The 22,345-nt window shown below is 34.4% G+C and carries 17 protein-coding genes; 3 read left to right on the plus strand and 14 right to left on the minus strand.

The annotated features are described in order from the left end of the window. Window positions 1-37 precede the first annotated feature (37 nt). The 13 genes from acs to ACQUQZ_RS14250 all read right to left on the minus strand — a co-directional run bounded on the left by acs (window position 38) and on the right by ACQUQZ_RS14250 (window position 15,703). Window positions 38-1,939, minus strand: a complete 1,902-nt coding sequence (acs, locus tag ACQUQZ_RS14190; RefSeq protein ID WP_435355660.1) for an acetate--CoA ligase — start codon at window positions 1,937-1,939, stop codon at window positions 38-40. 93 nt (window positions 1,940-2,032) lie between these two features. Continuing rightward, a complete protein-coding gene (locus ACQUQZ_RS14195) occupies window positions 2,033-3,964 on the minus strand; it encodes a propionyl-CoA synthetase (protein ID WP_435357656.1) in 1,932 nt (643 codons plus the stop codon). A gap of 14 nt (window positions 3,965-3,978) precedes the next feature. Then, entirely contained in the window at window positions 3,979-4,368 is a 390-nt protein-coding gene (locus ACQUQZ_RS14200; RefSeq protein ID WP_435355661.1) for a response regulator, read from the minus strand. A 53-nt stretch (window positions 4,369-4,421) separates the two neighbouring features. After that, window positions 4,422-7,118 carry a sodium:solute symporter family transporter gene (locus ACQUQZ_RS14205; RefSeq protein WP_435355662.1) on the minus strand — a complete coding sequence of 899 codons (2,697 nt, stop codon included), beginning with the start codon at window positions 7,116-7,118 and terminating at the stop codon, window positions 4,422-4,424. Next, window positions 7,111-7,317: a hypothetical protein gene (locus tag ACQUQZ_RS14210; protein ID WP_435355663.1), complete on the minus strand. Its 207-nt coding sequence runs from the start codon at window positions 7,315-7,317 to the stop codon at window positions 7,111-7,113. The genes ACQUQZ_RS14205 and ACQUQZ_RS14210 overlap by 8 nt, the downstream gene beginning before the upstream one ends. Before the next feature lie 239 nt (window positions 7,318-7,556). Continuing rightward, window positions 7,557-7,778: a DUF6814 family protein gene (locus ACQUQZ_RS14215; RefSeq protein WP_435355664.1), complete on the minus strand. Its 222-nt coding sequence runs from the start codon at window positions 7,776-7,778 to the stop codon at window positions 7,557-7,559. A gap of 43 nt (window positions 7,779-7,821) precedes the next feature. Beyond that, window positions 7,822-9,384: an MFS transporter gene (locus tag ACQUQZ_RS14220; protein WP_435355665.1), complete on the minus strand. Its 1,563-nt coding sequence runs from the start codon at window positions 9,382-9,384 to the stop codon at window positions 7,822-7,824. A gap of 80 nt (window positions 9,385-9,464) precedes the next feature. Then, a complete protein-coding gene (locus tag ACQUQZ_RS14225) occupies window positions 9,465-10,769 on the minus strand; it encodes a hypothetical protein (RefSeq protein WP_435355666.1) in 1,305 nt (434 codons plus the stop codon). A gap of 344 nt (window positions 10,770-11,113) precedes the next feature. Beyond that, the gene (locus ACQUQZ_RS14230; protein ID WP_435355667.1) at window positions 11,114-11,533 is read right to left on the minus strand and encodes a transposase; all 420 of its coding nucleotides are present in this window, start codon (window positions 11,531-11,533) and stop codon (window positions 11,114-11,116) included. A gap of 213 nt (window positions 11,534-11,746) precedes the next feature. After that, window positions 11,747-12,412, minus strand: a complete 666-nt coding sequence (locus ACQUQZ_RS14235; protein ID WP_435357657.1) for a carbonic anhydrase — start codon at window positions 12,410-12,412, stop codon at window positions 11,747-11,749. Beyond that, window positions 12,378-13,961 (minus strand): SulP family inorganic anion transporter, encoded by a 1,584-nt coding sequence (locus ACQUQZ_RS14240; protein ID WP_435355668.1) that lies wholly within the window; start codon window positions 13,959-13,961, stop codon window positions 12,378-12,380. Before ACQUQZ_RS14240 ends, ACQUQZ_RS14235 begins: the two co-directional genes overlap by 35 nt. A gap of 148 nt (window positions 13,962-14,109) precedes the next feature. Next, complete coding sequence (locus tag ACQUQZ_RS14245) at window positions 14,110-14,403, minus strand: hypothetical protein (RefSeq protein ID WP_435355669.1); 294 nt, start codon at window positions 14,401-14,403, stop codon at window positions 14,110-14,112. A 169-nt stretch (window positions 14,404-14,572) separates the two neighbouring features. After that, complete coding sequence (locus ACQUQZ_RS14250) at window positions 14,573-15,703, minus strand: NAD(P)/FAD-dependent oxidoreductase (RefSeq protein ID WP_435355670.1); 1,131 nt, start codon at window positions 15,701-15,703, stop codon at window positions 14,573-14,575. 93 nt (window positions 15,704-15,796) lie between these two features. On the opposite strand from ACQUQZ_RS14250, the gene ACQUQZ_RS14255 reads away from it, so the two are divergent. The 3 genes from ACQUQZ_RS14255 (at window position 15,797) to ACQUQZ_RS14265 (ending at window position 20,601) form a co-directional block, all read left to right on the plus strand. Beyond that, window positions 15,797-17,002, plus strand: a complete 1,206-nt coding sequence (locus tag ACQUQZ_RS14255; protein ID WP_435355671.1) for a THUMP-like domain-containing protein — start codon at window positions 15,797-15,799, stop codon at window positions 17,000-17,002. A 102-nt stretch (window positions 17,003-17,104) separates the two neighbouring features. Further along, entirely contained in the window at window positions 17,105-17,779 is a 675-nt protein-coding gene (locus ACQUQZ_RS14260) for a hypothetical protein (RefSeq protein WP_435355672.1), read from the plus strand. Between the two features lie 179 nt (window positions 17,780-17,958). Beyond that, window positions 17,959-20,601, plus strand: a complete 2,643-nt coding sequence (locus ACQUQZ_RS14265) for an MGH1-like glycoside hydrolase domain-containing protein (protein ID WP_435355673.1) — start codon at window positions 17,959-17,961, stop codon at window positions 20,599-20,601. 78 nt (window positions 20,602-20,679) lie between these two features. On the opposite strand, the gene ACQUQZ_RS14270 is transcribed toward ACQUQZ_RS14265, so the two are convergent. Further along, on the minus strand, window positions 20,680-22,254 hold the full coding sequence (locus ACQUQZ_RS14270; protein WP_435355674.1) for a DUF5723 family protein: 1,575 nt from the start codon (window positions 22,252-22,254) through the stop codon (window positions 20,680-20,682). Between the last annotated feature and the right edge of the window lie 91 nt (window positions 22,255-22,345).

Below are 22,345 nucleotides of genomic sequence, written 5' to 3' on the forward strand. Positions count from 1 at the left end.
TCATTATGAACTAACCATTTTATGTAAAAGCGAAGTTTTATCTTAAAGCTTCAGCTCCATTCTTAATATCTTCTACTACACTTGGATCAAGAAGCGTTGATGTATCACCTAAGCTTGAAGTTTCGCCTTCGGCAATTTTACGCAATATACGTCGCATGATTTTGCCAGAACGAGTTTTTGGTAGACCAGTAACGAACTGAATTTTATCAGGTTTTGCAATTGGTCCAATTACACGAGATACTGTTGCCAAAATATCTCGGCGAGTCAATTCTTCATCGTGAACAAAACTTTCGCAAATTACGTAGGCATAAATTCCTTGACCTTTGATGTCGTGCGGATAGCCAACTATGGCACTTTCTACCACACCTGTGTGCATATTGATGGCATTTTCAACTTCGGCAGTACCAATTCTATGACCCGAAACATTTAAGACATCATCTACCCGACCAGTGATTCGGTAGAAACCATTTTCATCACGCATGGCACCATCACCTGTGAAATAAAGGTTTGGATATGCTGAAAAATAATTGGTTCTACAACGCTCATGGTCGCCCCAAGTAGTACGCAAAATGGATGGCCAAGGGAATTTGATACAGAGGTTTCCGCTAACATCTCCACCCAAAATCTCATGCCCATTTTCATCTACTAACATCATTTGTACGCCAGGAAGCGGTAATGACGCCCAAGCAGGTTTTAAAGGAGTAATACCCGCCAAAGCTGAAATCATTATTCCACCCGTTTCAGTTTGCCACCATGTATCAACTACTGGGCATTTATCTTTACCGATATTTTTAGAATACCATTGCCAAGCCTCCTCATTGATTGGTTCCCCTACCGAACCTAATACTTTGAGAGAGCTTAGGTCTTTTCCTTCCACATATTCCAAGCCAAAACCCATCAAAGAACGAATGGCTGTTGGAGCAGTGTAAAGAATATTCACTTTATGTTTTTCTACAATATCCCAAAAACGACCCGCATCAGGATAAGTTGGTACACCTTCAAACAATACAGAAATCGCTCCTGAAGCCAGTGGACCATAAACTATATATGAATGTCCAGTTATCCAACCAATATCAGCTGTACAGAAATGTATCATACCAGGCTTATATTGGAATACATTTTGGAATGTGTAGGCAGAATAAACCATATAACCACCGCAAGTTTGAACAACTCCCTTAGGTTTACCAGTTGACCCTGAAGTATAAAGGATAAAAAGTGGATCTTCAGAGTCCATTTCTTCGGCAGGACAATCGCTTGTCACGTGCTTTTCTTCTTCTTCCCACCAAACATCACGACCTTTAATCATACTTACTGCTGTACGAGTACGAGTGGCAACAATTGTTTTTTTCACTGACGGACAGCCAATGAGTGCATCATCCACAGTATCTTTCATCGGAATCGCTTTATTTCCACGTACTGCACCGTCAGTTGTAACCACAGCAACACATTGTGAGTCATTGATACGATCGGCAATAGAAGAAGCAGAAAAGCCACCAAAAACAACTGAATGAATAGCACCAATTCTTGCACATGCCAATACAGCAATTGATAACTCAGGAATCATTGGCATATAGATACAAACTCTTTCGCCCTTTTTAACACCATTACGTTTTAAAACATTGGCAAAACGACAAACACGTTCAAATAATTGACGGTAAGTAAGTGTAATACTTTCTTCATTTGGGTCGTTTGGTTCCCAAATAATGGCAGGTTGATTTGGTTTGTCTTTTACATGACGGTCAAGACAGTTTTCAGTAATATTAAGTTTTCCGCCTACAAACCACTCAATTTTGGGTTCGCTAAAATTCCAGTTTAATACCTTTCTCCATGGTTTTCTCCATTCAAAATTGTTAGCTGCAATTTCGCCCCAAAAATCTTCGGGACTTTCTACACTTTTCTTGTACGCTTCTTCGTATTCTTGGAAAGAGTTGATTTTCATTTGGTTAAATATAATGAGTGAATGAATGAATTTTTGAATGAGTGAATATTATTATAATTCAACTCAAGTGTATTAATAGATTATTGTTTTTACTTATTGAAAAGCATTCCCTACTTTTCGATTGATTAAAGTATGGGTAATTTCTGTTAAAATCATGGGATCGTCAATGGTTGAAGGTATTGTATATTGCTCACCATCAGCTATTTGGCGAATTGTTTTACGTAAAATTTTACCTGAACGAGTTTTTGGTAAACGCTTTACTACAATGGCATTACGAAAAAAAGCGACTGCTCCAATTTGGTCACGAATAAGGCTAACTAATTCACTTTCCATGTCATCTTCGGTGTATGCAATACCATCCTTTAATACAACCAAACCAATGGGTCTCTGTCCACGTAATTCATCAGAAATTCCTACAACTGCACATTCTGCGACTGCTTCATGTGAACCAACAATTTCTTCCATTTCTCCTGTCGAAAGTCGATGTCCTGCAACATTTATTACATCATCAATCCTGCCCATGATAAAAACATAACCATCCTCATCAATGTAGCCTCCATCACCAGTAAGATAATATCCTTCAAACTTGTTGAGATATGAACTTCTAAAACGTTCATCATCATTCCAAAGAGTTGGCAAGCAACTGGGTGGTAAAGGCAATTTTAAGCATACATAACCTTCTTCATTAGCTCCTAATTTTTGACCATTTTCTCCTAATATCTGTACATCAAATCCACAAACTGGCTTAGTTGCAGAACCTGCCTTTACTGTAAACTGCTCCACTCCCATCATATTTGCTACAATTCCCCAGCCACTTTCTGTTTGCCACCAATGGTCGATGATGGGTATTTTTGTAATATTTTGTAACCATTCTAAAGTTGGCGGGTCACATCTTTCGCCTGCCACAAAGATAGATTTCAAACTATTAAGGTCATACTTTTCTTTTAGTTTTGCTTCTGCATCTTCTTTCTTTATGGCTCTAAAAGCTGTCGGAGCAGTAAAGAAAACATTAACTCTATGGTCATCAATTACTCTCCAAAAAGTTCCTGCATCGGGGTTTCTGACGGGTTTTCCTTCAAAAAACACCGTAGTACAACCATAAATCAAAGGGGCATAAACTATATATGAATGTCCAACAACCCAACCAACATCAGAAGCAGCCCAAAAAACATCCGCAGGATTCAAATCATAAATATATTTCATTGAAAAGTTAAGAGCCACCGCATGTCCACCATTATCTCTTACGATTCCTTTGGGCTTACCAGTAGTTCCAGAGGTATAAAGCACATAAAGTGGGTCAGTTGCATCGACATATACACAATCAGCAGGTATGGCATTTTTCACATAAGAAGCAAAATCAATGTCTCTCCCTTCTACCATACTTGCAAGTTTCATTGGACGTTGCAAGAGCAAACAATGCGAGATTTTATGATTAGCCAAATGAATAGCCTCATCGAGCAAAGGTTTATAAGGAATAACTTTATCAAATTCGATTCCACACGAAGCTGAAATGATAACTTGTGGTTTGGCATCATCAATTCTGATCGCCAATTCATGCGGAGCAAATCCACCAAAAACAACCGAATGAACAGCCCCTATTCTGGCACACGCAAGCATTGAAAAAGCAGCTTCTGGCACCATAGGCATATAAATCACCACGGTATCACCTTTATTCACGCCTAAAGATTTCAAAGCACCAGCGATTTTAGATACCTCTTCTTTTATCTCTAAAAATGTATATTTTTTGACTGATTTGGTGGCTGCTGAATCATAAATTAAAGCAGTTTGTTCGCCTCTGCCTTGCTCAATATGGTAATCAACAGCTAAATAGCAAGTATTCATTTTACCACCCTTAAACCAACGATAAAAGCCATTTTCATCTAAAGATAATGCCGTTGAAGGCTTTTCAAACCATGCAATTTTTTCTGCTTGTTCCGCCCAAAATTCTTCTGGATGGTCAATGCTTCGCCTATAAAATGAGTCATAATTCATTGATTTATTATAGTTTTGTTGTACAAGTTCAATCTTTTCGGTGCCATTTAGGCGACAACCCCCGCAGCCATCATGTTTATTTTTTTTACTAAATCACGAGTTGAAAAGGGCTTTGGTATGTATAAATCCGCCCCAACACTATAACCTTTTTCAATATCTACCTCCTTGCTCTTCGCACTCAAAAAAACCACTTTCGTTTGTTTTGTATCATTATTCTGCTTGATAAATTTACAAACTTCATAACCATCCACTTTCGGCATCATGATATCCAATAAAACAATTTTTGGATGCTCTCGTTTAATTATATCAAATGCTTCTTCTCCATCACGGGCAATAAAAACGATAAAGCCTTCTTTTTTCATTAAAAACTCTAATGAAAGCAATATATTTGGCTCATCATCAACGATGAGTACTTTAATGTTTTTTTGAATATTCATGGTCTTAATTATTTGTTGTAATAGATTTTATGCCAATTAGTTCTATTTTTTAATTAATTAAAAGGAATTAAAAATGAAAATTCAGAACCTTTCCCTACTTCGCTTTCTACCCAAATTTTTCCTTGATGTAACTCAATTATTCGTTTTGAAATTGCCAGCCCAAGGCCACTCCCTTTTGGTTTTTTAATCGTTTGATCATGGGCTTGATAGAATTTATCAAATATCAATTCTTGGTACTCTTTTGCAATGCCTGCCCCATCGTCTTTCACACTAACGCATAAATAATTGTCATTTTTAATTGCTGAAACAACAATCATTCCTCTGTCTATTTCAGTAAATTTGAGTGCGTTTGAAAGTAAATTCACCATCACTTGCATCATTCGGTCTCTATCGCCTTGAAAAGTTGGTAGTTTTTTCTCAATATGCTTCTTAATTTTAATTCCTTTCTCTTTTGCCAATTGCTCTATTGTTTCAATCGCATCTTCAATGATTTCTTCAATTACAATTGTTTCAGTCATAATCCGCACTTTGCCAGATTCAAATTTCTCTAAATCTAATACTTGATTGATGAGTCGAGTCAATCGGTCAGATTCTTTGATAATTGTATTCAAAAAATGTTGCCTTTCTGTATGTTCAATATCTTCATTATCAAATAATATTTCGGACAAAGCCTTGATTGATGTCAAAGGCGTACGAATTTCATGTGTTACAGTTGACAAAAAATCATCTTTTAGTTTATCTGTTAATAATAATTGCTCATTAGCTGCCTGTAATTGCTCTGTGAGTAATTTCAATTCTTGCGATTTTTGCTCCAATTCTTTATTGACAGCCATCAACTCTTGTGATTTTTTCAGAATTTCAACTACTTCATCTAATGAAATCTCCTCTTCTTTGGCAACAGATGAAACCATCATACGAGCCGAGGCGGTTCCCACAATACCAGCCAAAAGCTTTTCAGAATAATTCACAAAACGAGGGTCAGCATAACGTGTTTGAATATTAACATTATTCCTGGCAGCAAACATCCTGATGATTCTTTCAGTACGATTGATCCCTAAAAAGCTTTCTAAAAGAGATTTTATATCGCTAACCAATGCTTTTCCTCTCCAAACAACTGAGTTTTCGATTGCTTTTGAATACTGAAAAACATCGACAAAAAGAACTGCTTGGTTATGCTCAATCGAAGTTTGTTTGGTACACAATGAACCCAAAAAATAGAGCGTTGTATTAAAAAACAAAGACCAAAATGTCGCATGGGAAATATTATCCATTCCTGTCATGCCAAATAATTCATAAGGTTTTAATAGCTCATTTCCCCATAAACCTTTAAGCATAATTGACTCATCGAGTACTCCCGAACTAACCAAAGAAGGAATGATTAGCGTAAAAAACCAAATGATTGTTCCACCAAGCAAGCCAGCCATTGCTCCTTTTTGCGTGCCTCTTTTCCAAAAAATTCCACATAAAGCCGAAGGAGCAAATTGTGCAACTACTACGAATGCTGTCATTCCAATCGAAACCAATGAATATTTTTCAGTGATAAATTTGAAATAAAAATACCCCAAGAAAATAATAATTGCGATGGCCAATCGTCGTATATTTTGAACAAAAGCACTCGGATTTCTATTAATGATTGATTTTGATTGGGAAATTCCTAAAAAAATGGGCATTAATAAATTATTACTTACCATCACACTAATGGCGATTGTTTCAACGATAATCATTCCTGTTGCCGCAGAAAATCCTCCGATATAGGTAATAATGGCCAACAATTCATTGGAAAAATGCAATGGAATTGACAAAACAAACATGTCAGAATTATACGTTTTTCCACTAAAAATTATTTCTCCAGCAAGCGTAATTGGCAAAACAAAAATATTGATGAGCAGCATATATAATGGAAACAACCACATTGCTCGATTTATATATTTTTCATCAACATTTTCGACTACTGCCACCTGAAACTGTCGAGGAAGAAATATAAATGCCATCATCGCCAAAAAAGTGTGCCAAAACCACATCGACATACCATTAATAGGCTCTATCTTAAAGTTTTTATTGATAGATTCAAGAACATTAGCTTTTGAAAAAATATCTTGAAATCCATCAAAAAGCCAATAGGTCACAAAAATTCCAATGGCAAAAAATGCAATTAATTTAATGATAGACTCAGTGGCAATTGCTGCTACCATTCCCTCATGCCGTTCGGTTGCTTCTACATTGCGGGTACCAAAAAGTATCGTAAAAACTATCAATAATATAACAATATAGAAGGTATGATCGGTTAATACATTAGGGTTTCTAAGACTATTTGTCAAAATACCAAAGCTATTTGAAATCGCCTTTAATTGCAAAGCAATGTACGGAATGCCCGAAAGCAAACAGATGATTGTCACTAAAACGCCCAAAGAACGATTTTTTCCATACCTCGATGAAATAAAGTCTGCGATACTTGTCAAACGTTGCGTTTTGCAAATTCGGATAATCTTTAAAAGTATCGGAAATGCCAAAAACATCACTAATGTTGGCCCAATATAGACAGCCAAAAAATCTATGCCATCAGTAGTCGCTCGTCCTACACTCCCGTAAAAAGTCCATGCTGTACAATAAACTGCCAATGAAAGCGAATAAATATTGGCATTGCTTACCACACTTTTATCTGCTTTGGTTCTTTGCTCAGCTTGATAAGCCACAAAAAACAAAAAAGCCAGATAATAAATTGAAATAATGCCCAATATTATGCTATTCATGCTCGGTTGTATCTTCTACATTCTTAGATTCAGCAATGACTGCCACAACAATAATTCCAACCAACCAAACCGTAAATACATAGACGTAAATTATCGGAATCCCTAAAATAAAATTGGCCTTATTAAATAACGATAAGATTGGAAAATTGAACAAGCAGGTCAAAAATATCGTAATGGCTATCAGTCTTTGTTGTTTCATAGTTGATTTACAATCATTGCACTAAGCTACGGCAAGTATGGTATTTTTCCAAGACAATATTAGCTATTTTTGCTAATTAAATATAGACAATTCAACCTATAAACTAAGAATGTATGCCAGTGGGCATTTTGCCTCTCCTGACATACATTGCTCTTAAACCCTAAGCCTTAATTATGATATTTTAATCTTATCTTTGATAAAACTGGCTTTTTGATAGTTGAATCAAAATAAGCCAATCATTAGTCTAAAGAGTCAAACTCTCCTTGCAGGGCGTATTTCCCAAAAATAATCATTCCTAAAGTAATAATTGGAGCCAAAACAAAAGTATAGATAATGGCAGGTACTAAATCATTTCCACCTTTCACCCACAACGGAACTGCTTGATTAATGATCAAATAATATCCAGCAGCAATGCCAATCAAAATTGCTAACAGTCCGATAACTTTTTTTAATATATTCATTTTCTTAATAATTGAAGATTAATAATTGATAATTAACTGATTGTTAGTCATTTACGCTTTTATCCTTACCATTGATAAATACTAAACCAATCACAAAACAAACTCCTGCGATGAGCATTGGGTAATTTAAACCTTCCAAATAAGGCTTAGCATAAGTAGCAGCTTGACCTAATTCTTCAGCTTTCTTGTTTGCATCACCTGCTTGTGTCACCAAAAATGTAGCAATAGCTGGGAGCAATCCACCAAAGATACCGTTACCTACGTGGTAAGGTAATGACATTGATGTATATCGGATTTTGGTTGGGAACATTTCAACCAAGAAAGCTGCAATTGGACCATAGGCCATTGTTACAAACACTACCAAGCAAAAAACCATCAATACTAAAGTCCATTTATCGCTATCGGTAATGGTAATCGTTTTCTTTACGTCAGGTTTCGGCGATTCTTTTGATTTATCGGCCAAAGTTGTTACTTTTTTAACTTCCTTGAATTTTGTACCATCAGCATATTCACGAGTTGTTGTGGTGGTTGTAAGCGAATCTACCGTTGAATTTGGTACTAAGCTTTTGGCAATATCAATTTTTTCTGAACCCGCCACTACTTCTTTATTTTTCACATTGACGGTTTGGTAAATTTTATCAAAAATTGGTCGATAACAGATAACTGCCAATAACATACCTGCCAACATAATACCTTTTCTACCAATTTTATCAGAAAGTGAACCAAAAATTATAAATAATGGTGTACCTAACAATAAACCCCACATCATAATGGTATTGGCTTGGATGTCATCAATATTACAAATTTTCAGTAAAAATGTTTGTGCATAAAACTGCCCAGTGTACCATACAACTCCTTGTCCCATTGTTGCACCGAAGAGTGCTAATAACACAAATTTAAAGTTGTATTTATTTCCAAATGATTCTTTTAGAGGGTTAGAAGAAGTTTTTCCTTCGGCTTTTGCTTTGGCAAAAAGAGGCGATTCTGCCATATTTCTACGAATCAAGAAAGAGACAAAAACCATGACACTTGATAACAAAAATGGAATTCTCCAACCATATTCATCAAATGCTTCTTTGCTCATTGATGCACGAGTAAGCATGATTACGCCAAGTGAAATAAACAAACCTACCGTAGCTGTTGTCTGAATCCATGAGGTCCAATAACCTCTTTTTTCGGCTGGTGAATGTTCTGCAACATAAGTTGCTGCACCACCGTATTCTCCACCCAAAGCCAAGCCTTGCAATAAACGCAATATCAAAACCAAGAGAGGTGCTAAATAACCAATTGTCTCATAACTCGGAATCAAACCAATGGCGAATGTTGCTCCACCCATTAGCATTAGTGTTACCATGAAGGTATATTTACGGCCAATTAAGTCACCTAATCGTCCAAAGAATAATGCTCCAAATGGACGAACGACAAAACCTGCGGCGAAAGTTGCCAATGTATTTAAAAATGCGGCTGCTTGATTATCACTTGGAAAAAACTTAGTTGCTAAAACTGTAGCCAAACTTCCAAAGATGTAAAAATCGTACCATTCGATAAGCGTACCAACCGAAGATGCTCCGATGATATAACCAAGACTTTGTTTTTTTTCAGACATAAACTTTAATTGTTAGAAGGTTGTAAAATAAATTTTAGGGTTGATAATTTTAATGAATATTTGATAAATGATTCGTTTTATTAAAAGTTAAAAGCGGTTGAAAATAAAAATCTCACATTGCCTACATTTGTCAGTGTACCTGTTACTTTACCCGATTTGTCAGATGTACCCCAATTGGCTCCTGTGTATTCCAATTCTGGAGAGAATCTCATCTTTCCTGATTTAAAATCAATTCTACCAGCTGCCCTGACAACATCTTTAACTGTGCGTTTTTCTACAGTCAATCCTCTTGCATACGGCGTTTTTCCTTGCACATCAGCACCGTTATTGATCGTATATCCTACAAATAAAGCAGGAGCAACTTTTGCATGATTGCTCATTATTTCAAACCAAAAGGCATTTGTTTTGGTAGGTTTGTATATTTCTGTAACCGGGTCAGTTGTTGAATTATAACCTAAATAACCTCCCAACATCACCAAGTGTGTAACATTTTGCCCTAAAATACCATAAACTTTCAAAGTTGCTTTTTTACCAGTATATTTAGCATAAGCATTAATAGTAACACTATTTACTTTTCCTGGATTTTCAACTGTCACTGCTGGTGTACCAGTTGAAATTGTCATTCTTGGTCTGAGTGAACGGTATTCAGCTCCAATCCCCATCAATATTTTTGCATTTTTGAATTGTAAATTTCCATGAATGGTTGGTAAGACACTATTTGATGAAGCCTCATTGTTTATACCAGTAGCTGAGACTGCTCCAAATTCCCGGTCTTTGTAAATTGAAAGAGCAAAACTTGTGTTGTTACTAAGCGAGCGAGTCAAACGTGCTTGGGTAGCCCAACCAAATGGATTAAATAAAATACCTGTACTAAAATTAGCAACTCCTGGAAAACATTCAGGAATAAATTGTGGATACCAAGTTTGTCCTAAAGTAAGTTTTGTTTTCGCCCAATCTAAACTTGCATTGGCATGTCTTAAACGAAATAAAGCGATACTTCCTTCAAAATTCCCAAAAAAATCTCCTTCTAAAAAAGCTGAAGTTTTTGCTCCAAAAGCATCAGGACCAGTGATTTTCAAATTCATTCTAGTGGTTATCGACAAAAAATTTGATTGAGGCACTGCGTTCAAATCTTTTCCACTGGCATCTTTTGCAACATCAAGTGGATAAAGATTTAAGTTATCCTCTCTTACTTGAGCACTTTTTCTTGAATCCCAAATGTAGTCTGTTCTGACAAATCCACCAATTACTGCACCAAAAGCTGGTTGTGGTTTTGCTACTGGAGCAGTTGTTTCCGATTTTTTTTCTTCTACTTTTTTCTCTTGTGCAATCGCTTGATTGAGCAACAAGCCACTCAGCATTAAAGGGTAAATTACTTTTTTCATGTCAATAGGTCTTTTATTATGGTTTTGTTGTACGTTTTACGACACAAAACTTTTAATAAATCCTATGCTAAACTAATTCTTGATATAGCTTTGGTAAAAACCGATAGATATAATTGCACTTTAAATTTTCTTAAAAAATAGAACATAAGTAAACATATTGCACAAAAATAAAAACAATATTTTGTTATTTTATTAAATTCAAAATTATATTTTGAATTTAATAACTACATGATTGCTATTACAGTATTTCTTCCAATAGATAGAATTGATAGAGTATTTTGCTATTAGATTGTACTTTTCCAATATTTATCCTACTTTCCCAGCTAAAAAAGTAAAATTTTGATTTACTTTTTAAATCTTTCCCATTTGATAAGCATAAATTTATCTCCCAGCTCCGTGACTATCATTCCAGCACCTTTTAGGTTCTCACGATTGGCATAAAATTCGGCCAATTCTTTATGATTCATGACTTTATAAGTCGGATGATAAAGTGTTTGCTTTGGAATCTTAACTTGATACTTTTTGACCCAATTCATCACTGAAACGTGGCTAACACCTAATATTCGCTCGATTTCACGATAACTTACACCCTCAATATACAGTTGTAAAGCTTTTATCACATAATAACTTTCAATACTTTTACCAATTTTTTCAACCGTAAAATTATAGCCACAATCTTTACACTTGAAGCGTTGACGCTCTTTGATTATACCGTTTCTGGAGATGTTATCAGAGTTGCATTGAGGGCAGTTTGGTAGGTTCATGTTATCTATATTTTTTTAGCAAAGATATACTTTCTTAGCAAAGATAGATTATTTCAAGATTTTTTTTTATTTTTTCTTGAAATAAATTTGATATTTTGAAACAAAATGGCTTTAGTTTTTTTCAAATAAAAGTTTGAATTTTTGAATAGCTTAAACAAAAAAAGCTATCAAAACTTAGATGTTTGATAGCTTTTTTTTATTTATGAAAATAAATCAGTGCATTACTTCTGAAAGTTCTTTTTTAGGTAAATCATACCTATAAACTTCTTCGATTGCATTCAAATCATCAGGCAAAATCTCCATGATGGTCTTGATAAGACCCGTGTTCAAGTCAAGAACCCAACCGTGTAGATGTGGATAATCTCCAGCCGCCCATGCTTTCTGAATAATGGTTGTTTTTGCCAAGTTCCTTACTTGTTCTGTCACATTTAGTTCTACCAATCGGTCAAATTTCTGATGCTCATCACTAATCGTATCAAGCTCAGATTGATGCTTTACATACACATCTTTGATATTTCTAAGCCATTTATTGATCAATCCATAATCTTTATTATCCATTGAAGCCTTTACACCACCACAATTATAATGACCTACCACCAATACATGCTTAACTTTCAGTACCTCAACGGCATATTGCAGCACACTCAACATATTAATATCGGTATGCACTACTAAATTGGCTACATTGCGATGCACAAATATCTCGCCTGGTTGTGTACCTGTCACTTGGTCGGCAGGTACACGGCTATCTGCACAGCCAATCCATAAAAATTCAGGATTTTGATGCGAGGCTAAATCCTCAAAATAAGATTCATCAATTCTTAATTTTTCAGCAGCCCAAGCTTTATTTGCTAACAGGAGCTTTTGATACGATTGCATTATTTTTTTCATAATTTAGTTGTTTACGTGAAATTCCTTTAAATTCTACATCAATATTTCTTGCTTTTACCTCACGTTGAAATTCCTCTAACGTGATATAAATATCATGGTCGATAAATGAGGCTTTTACCCCATCAATAAATACATTATCTCCTTCTTGTAAAGAGGCTAACTTTTGCTTCAATTCTGATTTATTGAAGTAAAAAATATCTTTATTAAATTGAATCAATACATTGTTGCCATCTCTCATAAATGACATTGACCCTTTATAATTGGTATAAAGAATATAAATCATAGCCACAAAAACACCGATACCAATGCCTTTTAGTAAATCAGTAAACACAACAGCAACAACAGTTATGGCAAACGGAACAAATTGATCTTGTCCTTCTTTAAAAACTTGTTTAAAAATGCTGGGTTTTGCTAATTTATACCCTACCATAATCAATACAATTGCCAGTGAAGCCAACGGAATTTGATTGAGTATGCTTGGAATCGCCAAAGTACAAATCAGTAAGATAAATCCATGAAATACAGTAGCAAGATTTGTTTTTCCGCCAGCTTGGATATTTGCAGAACTTCTCACAATAACCTGTGTTAATGGTAAACCACCAAAAAGTCCTGAAACAATATTACCAGTCCCTTGTGCAAGCAATTCTCGATTGGTCGGCGTAATTCTTGAATCTGGGTCAAGTTTATCAGTAGCTTCAACACTAAGCAATGTTTCAAGGCTTGCAATTATAGCTATTACACCCGCCGTTTTCCAAATAATTGGATTTGAAATGGCCGAAAAATTAGGTAATTGAATTAAATTTGAAAAGTCTGAAAGTGAATTGGTTATGGGTAAAGTTACCAAATGGCTACTTTCGAGATGAAAGAATGAAGGCAAGATTGTAAGTCCGTTATTCAGAATAATACCAATAACAACCACCAACAAAGGAGCGGGAATCATATTTAAGACCTTATTTTTTTTAACAAATGATTGTTCCCATAAAATCATAATTCCTAAGGAAACCAATCCAATAATTAAAGCTCCTTCATTAAAAAGTTCACGCACACGCATTAATTCGGTAAATGTATTTTGACCATCTTTTTGAAAAAAATCTTCATCTCCTTCATAGTCTAAATCTATGCCCATTGCATGGGGTATTTGTTTCAAAATAATAATAATCCCGATAGCTGTTAGCATTCCTTTGATTACTGAAGAGGGGAAATAGTAGCCTATTACTCCAGCTTTTACAGCCCCTAAAACTATTTGAAAAAAGCCAGCCAAAACAACCGCTAATAAGAACGAGTCGTAAGCTCCAATTTCGGTAATGGCATTTAGCACGATTACAGTAAGGCCTGCCGCTGGGCCACTAACACCTAGCTGTGAACCACTGAGAGTTCCAACTAAAATACCACCTACCACGCCAGCAATGACACCAGAAATAAGTGGAGCTCCAGAAGCCAATGCTACACCTAAACAAAGTGGCAAAGCGACCAAAAAGACTACTAAACCAGAGGGTAAGTCCGATTTAATATGTTTAAAATTCAATAAGGATTTCATGATTATCTTTTAGTTTTTAATAGCAAAACTTTCCATATTGGTTGAATAAACAATATGGCTTACAGCAAAACTTATATAATGCCGTAAGTAAAGTTTAGAGAATAATGGAAATCGAGTGTTTGACACACCAATCCATGATTGCCTGTTTTTAAACAAAAAGAATTTGAGGAGGTGGAGAGTCTATCGACTTAAAGGGATTGGATATGATTGAAATCACATCATCACATACAGTATTTTTAATCATTACTTCCATTATAGAAAAATGGAATATGGTTTTTTCAACAAAAAACTTATCTATGATTTCTTTTGAAAAATCTTCGCTTTCATTCTGATCTTCAATATCATTTACTTCAACATTTTCTTTAAAGTCACTAAAATATTCTTTGATAGTCGAAAATTCGACTGACATCAATAGAATAATGACTAAGATGCGTTGAAGCATAGAGGAAGGATGAAAAGAAATAATATTAAGACGAAATTTATTAAACGATAATTAAAAATAAAAGGTTTCACATTGATAATTTTACTTGGATTGTATTAAAGTCCATTAACCATTGATTTTCTTGATAGCATACCTATATCAAACTTACAATTATAAATAATATTGTAGATTATATGTGTATTTGAATTTCTTTTGCTAATTTTTCTGCCAAAGTTGGAGCCAAAGCTACACCCATACCATTCATTCTTACACTCAATGAAATTTGTGGGTTGAGGCATTTACTTATTGGTGTTTTTGTTTGGTCAAAGGCCATGATTCCACTCCAGCGTTGGTCAATTTTTATACTTTTATATTTAGGAATAATATTTTCATATAATAATTTCTCAAGCATATTTTGAACCAAATCTGTCAAGCCAAACTCATTTGTATTTTCTATTTCAAAATTAAGATTTCTTCCTCCTCCGAATAAAACACGATTTTGATAATTTCTGAAATAATAATAACCCTTATCAAAATGAAATGTACCTTTCCAGTTTAAACCATCAATAGGTTCGGTAATAAAAACCTGCCCACGACCTGGATATAAATCTACTTCGGGCAACAATTTCTTGGTGAAAGCATTAGTAGCAATAGATAAATGTCGTGCTTTAAATTCAAGTCCATTCTCAGCAAAAACTCTCACACTATCATTGACAACTTCATAATTTTTGACAGCTACTCCAAAGAAAATTCTCACTTTCATCGCATAAAGAGTTTCCTGCAAAGCATTGATCAATTTCCCACTATGAATAGAACCCTCAGCAGTATTTGAAATAGCGTTGGAGAAACCTTGAAACCCACATGAGCTAATGACTTCATCGTTTTCATAAAAATGCTCTGTCTTACCAGTAATTTCTTTCAAATGATGATTTAATATAGAAATTTGGTCTTTTGTTTCTTTAAATATTGCTTGGTCATCAAAAAGCTCTGTTCCACCACATGGCTCATAATCAATTTCTGAGCCAAAATGTTGATGAATTATACCAATACCTTTGAATCGCTCTTCAGCCCAAAACATTGCTGCATCATTGCCCATTGTTTTAATATTTTCAAGTAATTCAGTCGGGCTTCCAAAACAGGAAAAACCTGCATTTTTAGTACTAGCCCCAGTAGGTAAAATACCCGAATCAAGGATACATATTTCGAGGTTGGGCTTTGCTTTTTTCAAAAAATAGGCTAGCCACAGTCCCGAAAATCCAGCACCGATGATAATTATGTCGTATTTCTTTAAAAAAATATCTTTTTCCCAAAAACTTAGCATAATTTTGAATTGATGAAATGCAAATTTATACAAATTAATTAAAGAAATGTGCCACATCTTTGAGATGTGACACATTTGAATTTAAAAATCTCAATGGATTTAGAAAGGCTTATTAAAGCAAGTCAAATTGCGAAAGACATACAAACAACTAATATTCAAGCATTTATTTTAAAAAATCAAAAAAAATATGATGCTTCGCTACTTCCATTAATTGCCGACCAGTGGCTCGCCAAACAAAAATCAAAAGACAAATTGCCGACTTGGTCTGTTAATGAAAATGTCATCTTCCCCCCTATTCTTTCAGTTGAACAAGCTTCTTCCGAAACGACTTCAAACTACAAAGCAAAGGTATTCTTTAATTTTATTAATGAAGTAAAAGCTAAAAAATGTATCGACCTTACAGGTGGAATGGGCTTGGATTCGTATGCTTTAGCACAAGTTTTCGAATCAGTAACTTATATTGAACAAAACTCACTCTTGGCTCAAATTGCTGAGTACAATTTTGAGGTTTTAGGTCAAAAAAACATTGAAACTATTAATGAAAATTCGGTTTCATTCACTCATTCAAATAGTCATTCATTCACAAATTATTACCTTGATCCCCATCGCCGAGATGCTTCAAAAAATAAAGTTTTCAAGATTGAAGAATGCGAACCTAATATACTGCAAATCAAGCACTTATTTGAAAATTACATGGTAAAATTTTCACCCATGCTTGATATAAAATTGGCTTTAGAGCAATTACAAAATATTTCAGAAGTACATATTGTTGCCGTTGAAAATGAAGTGAAAGAATTGCTGTTTCTTGGAAAAAAAACGATTGAAAAAGTATCTATTCATTGCATCAATTTTCTTTCAAATGGTCAAAAACAAGTATTTGAATTGGATTATGATTCTGAACAAAACGCCAAAATCATTTACTCAAAACCACAAAAATACATTTATGAGCCAAATGCGTCAATTCTGAAAGCAGGAGCTTTTAAAAGCATTGCTAACAAGCTCAATATCAACAAATTAGCACCAAGTAGCCATCTTTATACATCTGAAACTTTGCTTGAAAACTTCCCAGGTAGGAGTTTTATTTGCGAAGCCATAAGCAAGTTTGATAAAAAAGAAATTTTAGCAAAATTAACTGATAATAAGGCAAATATCAGTACCCGAAATTTCCCCATGAAGCCTGAAGAGATAAAAAAGAAATTGGGCTTACGAGATGGCGGAGATTATTATTTGTTTGCTACAGAGAACCACGAAAAACAGAAAATCGTTTTGATTTGTAAGAAAATAGTCATTGAAAATTAAAATTTTGTGTAAATGCAAAATATTAAATCATAAATTTTTTAAGTATATTACGTTACAAATAAAAATTCTAACCGTCCAATATTATAAAAAACATTACATCTTATGAAAAAATCATTTATTTTGATTGCTCTACTCATTTTCTGTCAGTGTAGCTTTGCCCAAACCATACTAAGTGGTTCGGAAGTTTTTGGAAAAGACCGTAAAGAAGGTTTTTATATGACCCTCAGCATTGATAAAAAATATATAGAAAAAGACTGGTCGCTATTTATTTCAAAATTTGGTGGTGTTTCACAGAGCCGTGAGGTATATAATATTGCTGCGGCCAATCTTCCTGAGATTTCAGCTGATCCCATTAATTTAATGACCAAGGTTACATCGGAGCAAAAACAAAAAACTAAAGTATTTGCCTCATTTGATACTGGTGGAGGCAATATGGTATCTCAAAACAGCAAAAATTATGATGGAGTAGAAAAACTTTTAAAGGATTTTTATGCGTTTGCCATGCAAAATGAAGATGTTCGTTTGGCAGACCGTGATGCAGAAGAATCACAAAAAAATCTTGACCGAGTTAACAAAACGGGAGATAAGATTGCTCGTGATATTGAGAAAAATAAGCGAGAAAAAGAAAAATTATTAAAAGAAATTGAAGAAAATAGAGTTGAACTTGAAAAACTCCTAAAAGACCAAATTTCTAACAAACAAGACCAAGAAAATGCAAAAATAGCCCTTGAGGAAAAAATTAAAGCAGCAAGTGTAGTAAAAACAAGAATAAAATAGAGATTCAAAGTTTGTTAAATATTTTATGTAAAATAGATAATGTAATAAATTATATCGTCTATCTTTTTTTAGAACTATTTCAACAACTTTTATCACTATTATAAGTGATTCGTGTTTATGCCTTTTCTCCTTTATATTTTTTTATATTTTTGCAAATACCACAATAAATAATTGAGGAAATGACGGAAATACAAGAGAAAATTCGGTTAAACCAAAGAAAAGACAACAAAGGCTGGAAAAAATGGGGACCTTACCTATCAGAACGGCAGTGGGGAACAGTAAGAGAAGACTATAGCGTTTATGGCAATGCGTGGGATTATATTCCTCATGATATGGCTCGCTCACGTGCTTATCGTTGGGGAGAAGATGGCATTGGCGGGATTTCGGATAATAAACAACATATTTGCTTGGCATTTTCATTTTGGAATCACCAAGATAAAATATTAAAAGAACGTTTATATGGATTAGCAGGTTCAGAAGGAAATCATGGCGAGGATGTGAAAGAATTGTACTATTATTTGGATAGTACTCCTACACACTCATACATGAAAATGCTATATAAATACCCTCAAAATGAATTTCCATATAAACAAATCATTGAAGAGAATCAAAAGCGTAATAGAAAAGACCCTGAATTTGAAATCAATGAGACGGGAATTTTTGATAATAATGAGTATTTTGATATTTTCATCGAATATGCAAAAGCTGATGAAAATGACATTCTCATAAAAATAACTGCTCATAATCGTCATAAAAAAGCAGCCCCGCTTACTATTTTACCAACATTATGGTTTCGTAATACTTGGTCTTGGGGTTATGATGCCTATAAAAAAAGCCCAATGTTGACAGGTATTGCCAAAAGCCAAATAGAAGTCAATCATCAACTTTTGGGTAAATACAAACTGTATGTTGAAGGGGCTGATGAATTGCTTTTTTGCGAAAATGAAACGAATATAGAGCGAGTATTTGGCAAGCCAAATACATCTATGTATGTAAAAGATGGAATTAATAATTATATAGTTGGTGGCAAGCAAAATGTATTGAATCCTAATAGAATTGGTACAAAAGCTGCTGCTAAATATACTAAAAAAATTGCAGGTGGTGAGAGTTTTACTATTCGCTTGAGATTTAGTCAAAATACTCATAATAATAATCCTTTTGTTGATTTTGATGACATATTTGCACTTAGACTAAAGGAAGCAGATGATTTTTATACAGATTTACAAAAAGAAATAAAAACTGAAGAATTAAAAAACATCCAAAGGCAAGCATTTGCTGGAATGATGTGGAACAAGCAGTTTTATTATTATAATATCAATGAATGGCTCAAAGGAGACCCAAAAATGCCTTTTGAGTTTAAAGGCAGGGCTTTCCCAAGAAATAGCACATGGAGACATGCCTACATGGCCAATATCCTTTCAATGCCTGATAAGTGGGAATACCCTTGGTTTGCTGCTTGGGATTTGGCTTTTCATACCCTTACTTTAGCACGCATTGACGCTGATTTTGCCAAAAGACAATTGGCTGTAGTTTTGCGTGAATATTATATGCACCCCAATGGTCAAATTCCTGCCTATGAATGGAATTTCTCAGATGTAAATCCTCCTGTACACGCTTGGGCCACTTGGAAAGTGTATGAAATTGATAAAAATGCAAATAATGGTAAAGGTGATTTAGCTTTTTTAGAGAAAGTTTTTCATAAACTTTTGATCAATTTTACATGGTGGGTCAATCAGAAAGATGAAGAAGGAAATAATATTTTTGGCGGTGGATTTTTAGGATTGGATAATATAGGCGTTTTTGATAGAAATGCCCAAATTCCTGGAGTAAAACTTGAACAAGCCGATGCCACAGGTTGGATGGCAATGTACACACTCAATATGCTACGTATTGCGTGTGAAATTTCTCTCGAAAAACCTGTTTACCAAGACATGGCTTCTAAGTTTTTTGAGCATTTCTTGCATATTGCCGCCGCCATAAACAAACCAATTAAAGGAAATGATTTGGGGCTTTGGGACGAAGCAGACCAGTTTTATTATGACAAGCTACACGCTCCAAATGGTGAAACGATTTTTATGAAAATTCGCTCTTACGTGGGCTTAATTCCTTTGTTTGCGGTAGAAATTATTGATGATGAAATGTTATCAAAACTACCTGATTTTAAACGAAGGTTAGAATGGGTATTAAATAATAGACCTGATTTGGCTTCATTAATTTCACGATGGAATGAACCAGGTAAAGGTGAAACCCATCTTTTATCACTTCTTCGTGGACATCGTATGAAAATGGTGGTGAAAAGGATGTTTGATGAAGCTGAGTTTCTATCGGATTATGGTATTCGTTCTTTATCAAAATTCCATAAAGATAATCCTTATAGATTTAATCTTCACGGCGAAATATTGAGTGTAAATTATACACCTGCCGAGTCTGATTTGAGCATTATGGGTGGTAATTCCAATTGGCGTGGACCAATCTGGTTTCCAATCAACTTTTTATTGATTGATTCTTTATTAAAATTTTATGCCTATTACGGTGATGATTTTGAAATAGAATATCCAACCGATTCAGGTCATATTATGTCTATCAAAGAAGCTGCTTTATTGGTGGCTGAAAGGCTTATTAATATTTTCAAGTTAAATGAAGCTAACAAACGACCAGTGATGAGTAATATTGAAAAGTTTGATGCTGACCCTCATTTCAAAGATTTGCATTTATTCTACGAATATTTCAATGGTGATACAGGTGGAGGCATGGGTGCAGCACATCAATGTGGCTGGACTGGATTAGTTGCAGACTTGATAGGATACATAAGTGAGAAATAGATCTCAATTTTGAGTTCTGAGTAAAAACTTTGAAATGGAAAAGAAATTAGCATTTATCAAAAAACTTAGAACTCAAAACTATCTTAACCCTTTCCATCTTTTACGCTGTTGGTGTTTAATGAAAATATTCCTTAAATTTTGTCTTAATGAAGTTTTTTGTTCTACATAGCAGTCGTTCGGCGAATCAGGTAGTTTTCTAAAAATAGGTAGAAATAATCCAAAATAAGTACTAATTCCTTTCGGATTTGCAATATTTAATACACCGCCTAAATTATCTGTTCCGATAAATAAAGGGCCAAATCTACCCATTAATCCAACCGTAAAATTTCGATAATTATTAATTAAAGCAATTGGAAGTGATACTTCTAAATGTTTTGATTCAAAACGAGGAGTAATAGCCAATAGCGATGGTTGTGACATCCCGATGGTTTTTGAATTCCGTAAACCCTGAACCAAAATTGCATTCACATATATTTTTTCCTTCAATTTATAATCAATATTTACCGAAAAAGCCATAGGTAATGATGAAACAAAAGAATTGTGGTAATTTGATTCGGTTAATCCAAATGCAGCGTTCATTTGATTATAGAGTCTATTTTGTGAATCTATTTTATTAAATGTACCTGGAGCAACCAAAGTATTACTGGCTGCAATGTTTGTTTCATAAACGTATTTCGGATTTACAAAATTCATTTGACCAATATCTAACAAAGAAACACCAATTCGATACAGGTATTTATTTTTAGACCCATCCGTTAACCATTTTCCTTTGAATCTTACATCATATTTATCAAAATCAGGGCGAAATTCATAGACTGCTCCAATGTCAAATCCATAGCCTGTACCCGCAGCCAAGTCTCCAAAAAGCCATTGGGTTGAAAATTTAGCACTCCTCAATGCTTCAATTTTTGTTATCCCAAAAATACCCTCTGCATTCTTTAAAAACACATCTTGGCGGTTTGGCCTTTGAGTATTTTGGGTAATCGTAAAATCAATATCATTAGCTAATGCGTGAATATTGATTAAAGCATTGACTCGTTTCACAGTCAAGCCTACTTTCAAAAAAGTTTGGTCTTGTTCTCTAATGACCGCACCTAATGTTAATCCTAATTCAGAATATGCATTCAAATTCAATGCAAAATGATTATTATTTTGCTCCTGTCCATACAAATTAGGCAAAACAGTACCACTTACAATTACATGAGCAATATCGGCAGAAACATTGTTTAAATTGGCTAGAGTCCGCACTCTTGAACTCAGCCCTATAGCCAACTTTGCCTTTTCAAAGGTATAAATCATTGACGGACCTCGAATATCTGCACCTGCGAAAGCACTTGAATTTGGCTTACCTAAATTTTCTTGGAAATAGCTATTTTTAAAAATTATTAAACCGCTTGTTCCTCTATATTTATCCGCAACTGTATTGGACGAAAGAGCTAAAAATGAATATGGAGCTGCCCACGAAGCATAGTTATTTATCATTTCAGCATTTACACCTGCAATGTTTAAGAAAAACTTGTATCGGGAATCAGCAACGTTTGCAGGATTGGAATAAATGGAATAAGTTCCTGCATAATTGCTTGATGAAATGCCAAGCCATTGCTGAGCATAAGTAGCATAAGTAAGAAGAAAAAGGCAAAAAAATAATCGCATTTTTGAGTTTTAAAACTAAATTCACTCACCTTAAATTAGATTGTTGAACTTAGTAAGTTTGGACAAAATTAAATATTTATAAATAAATACC

Origin of the sequence: Emticicia sp. SJ17W-69 (genome assembly GCF_051209875.1) — a bacterium.
In the GTDB taxonomy this organism is placed as follows: Bacteria; Bacteroidota; Bacteroidia; order Cytophagales; family Spirosomataceae; genus Emticicia.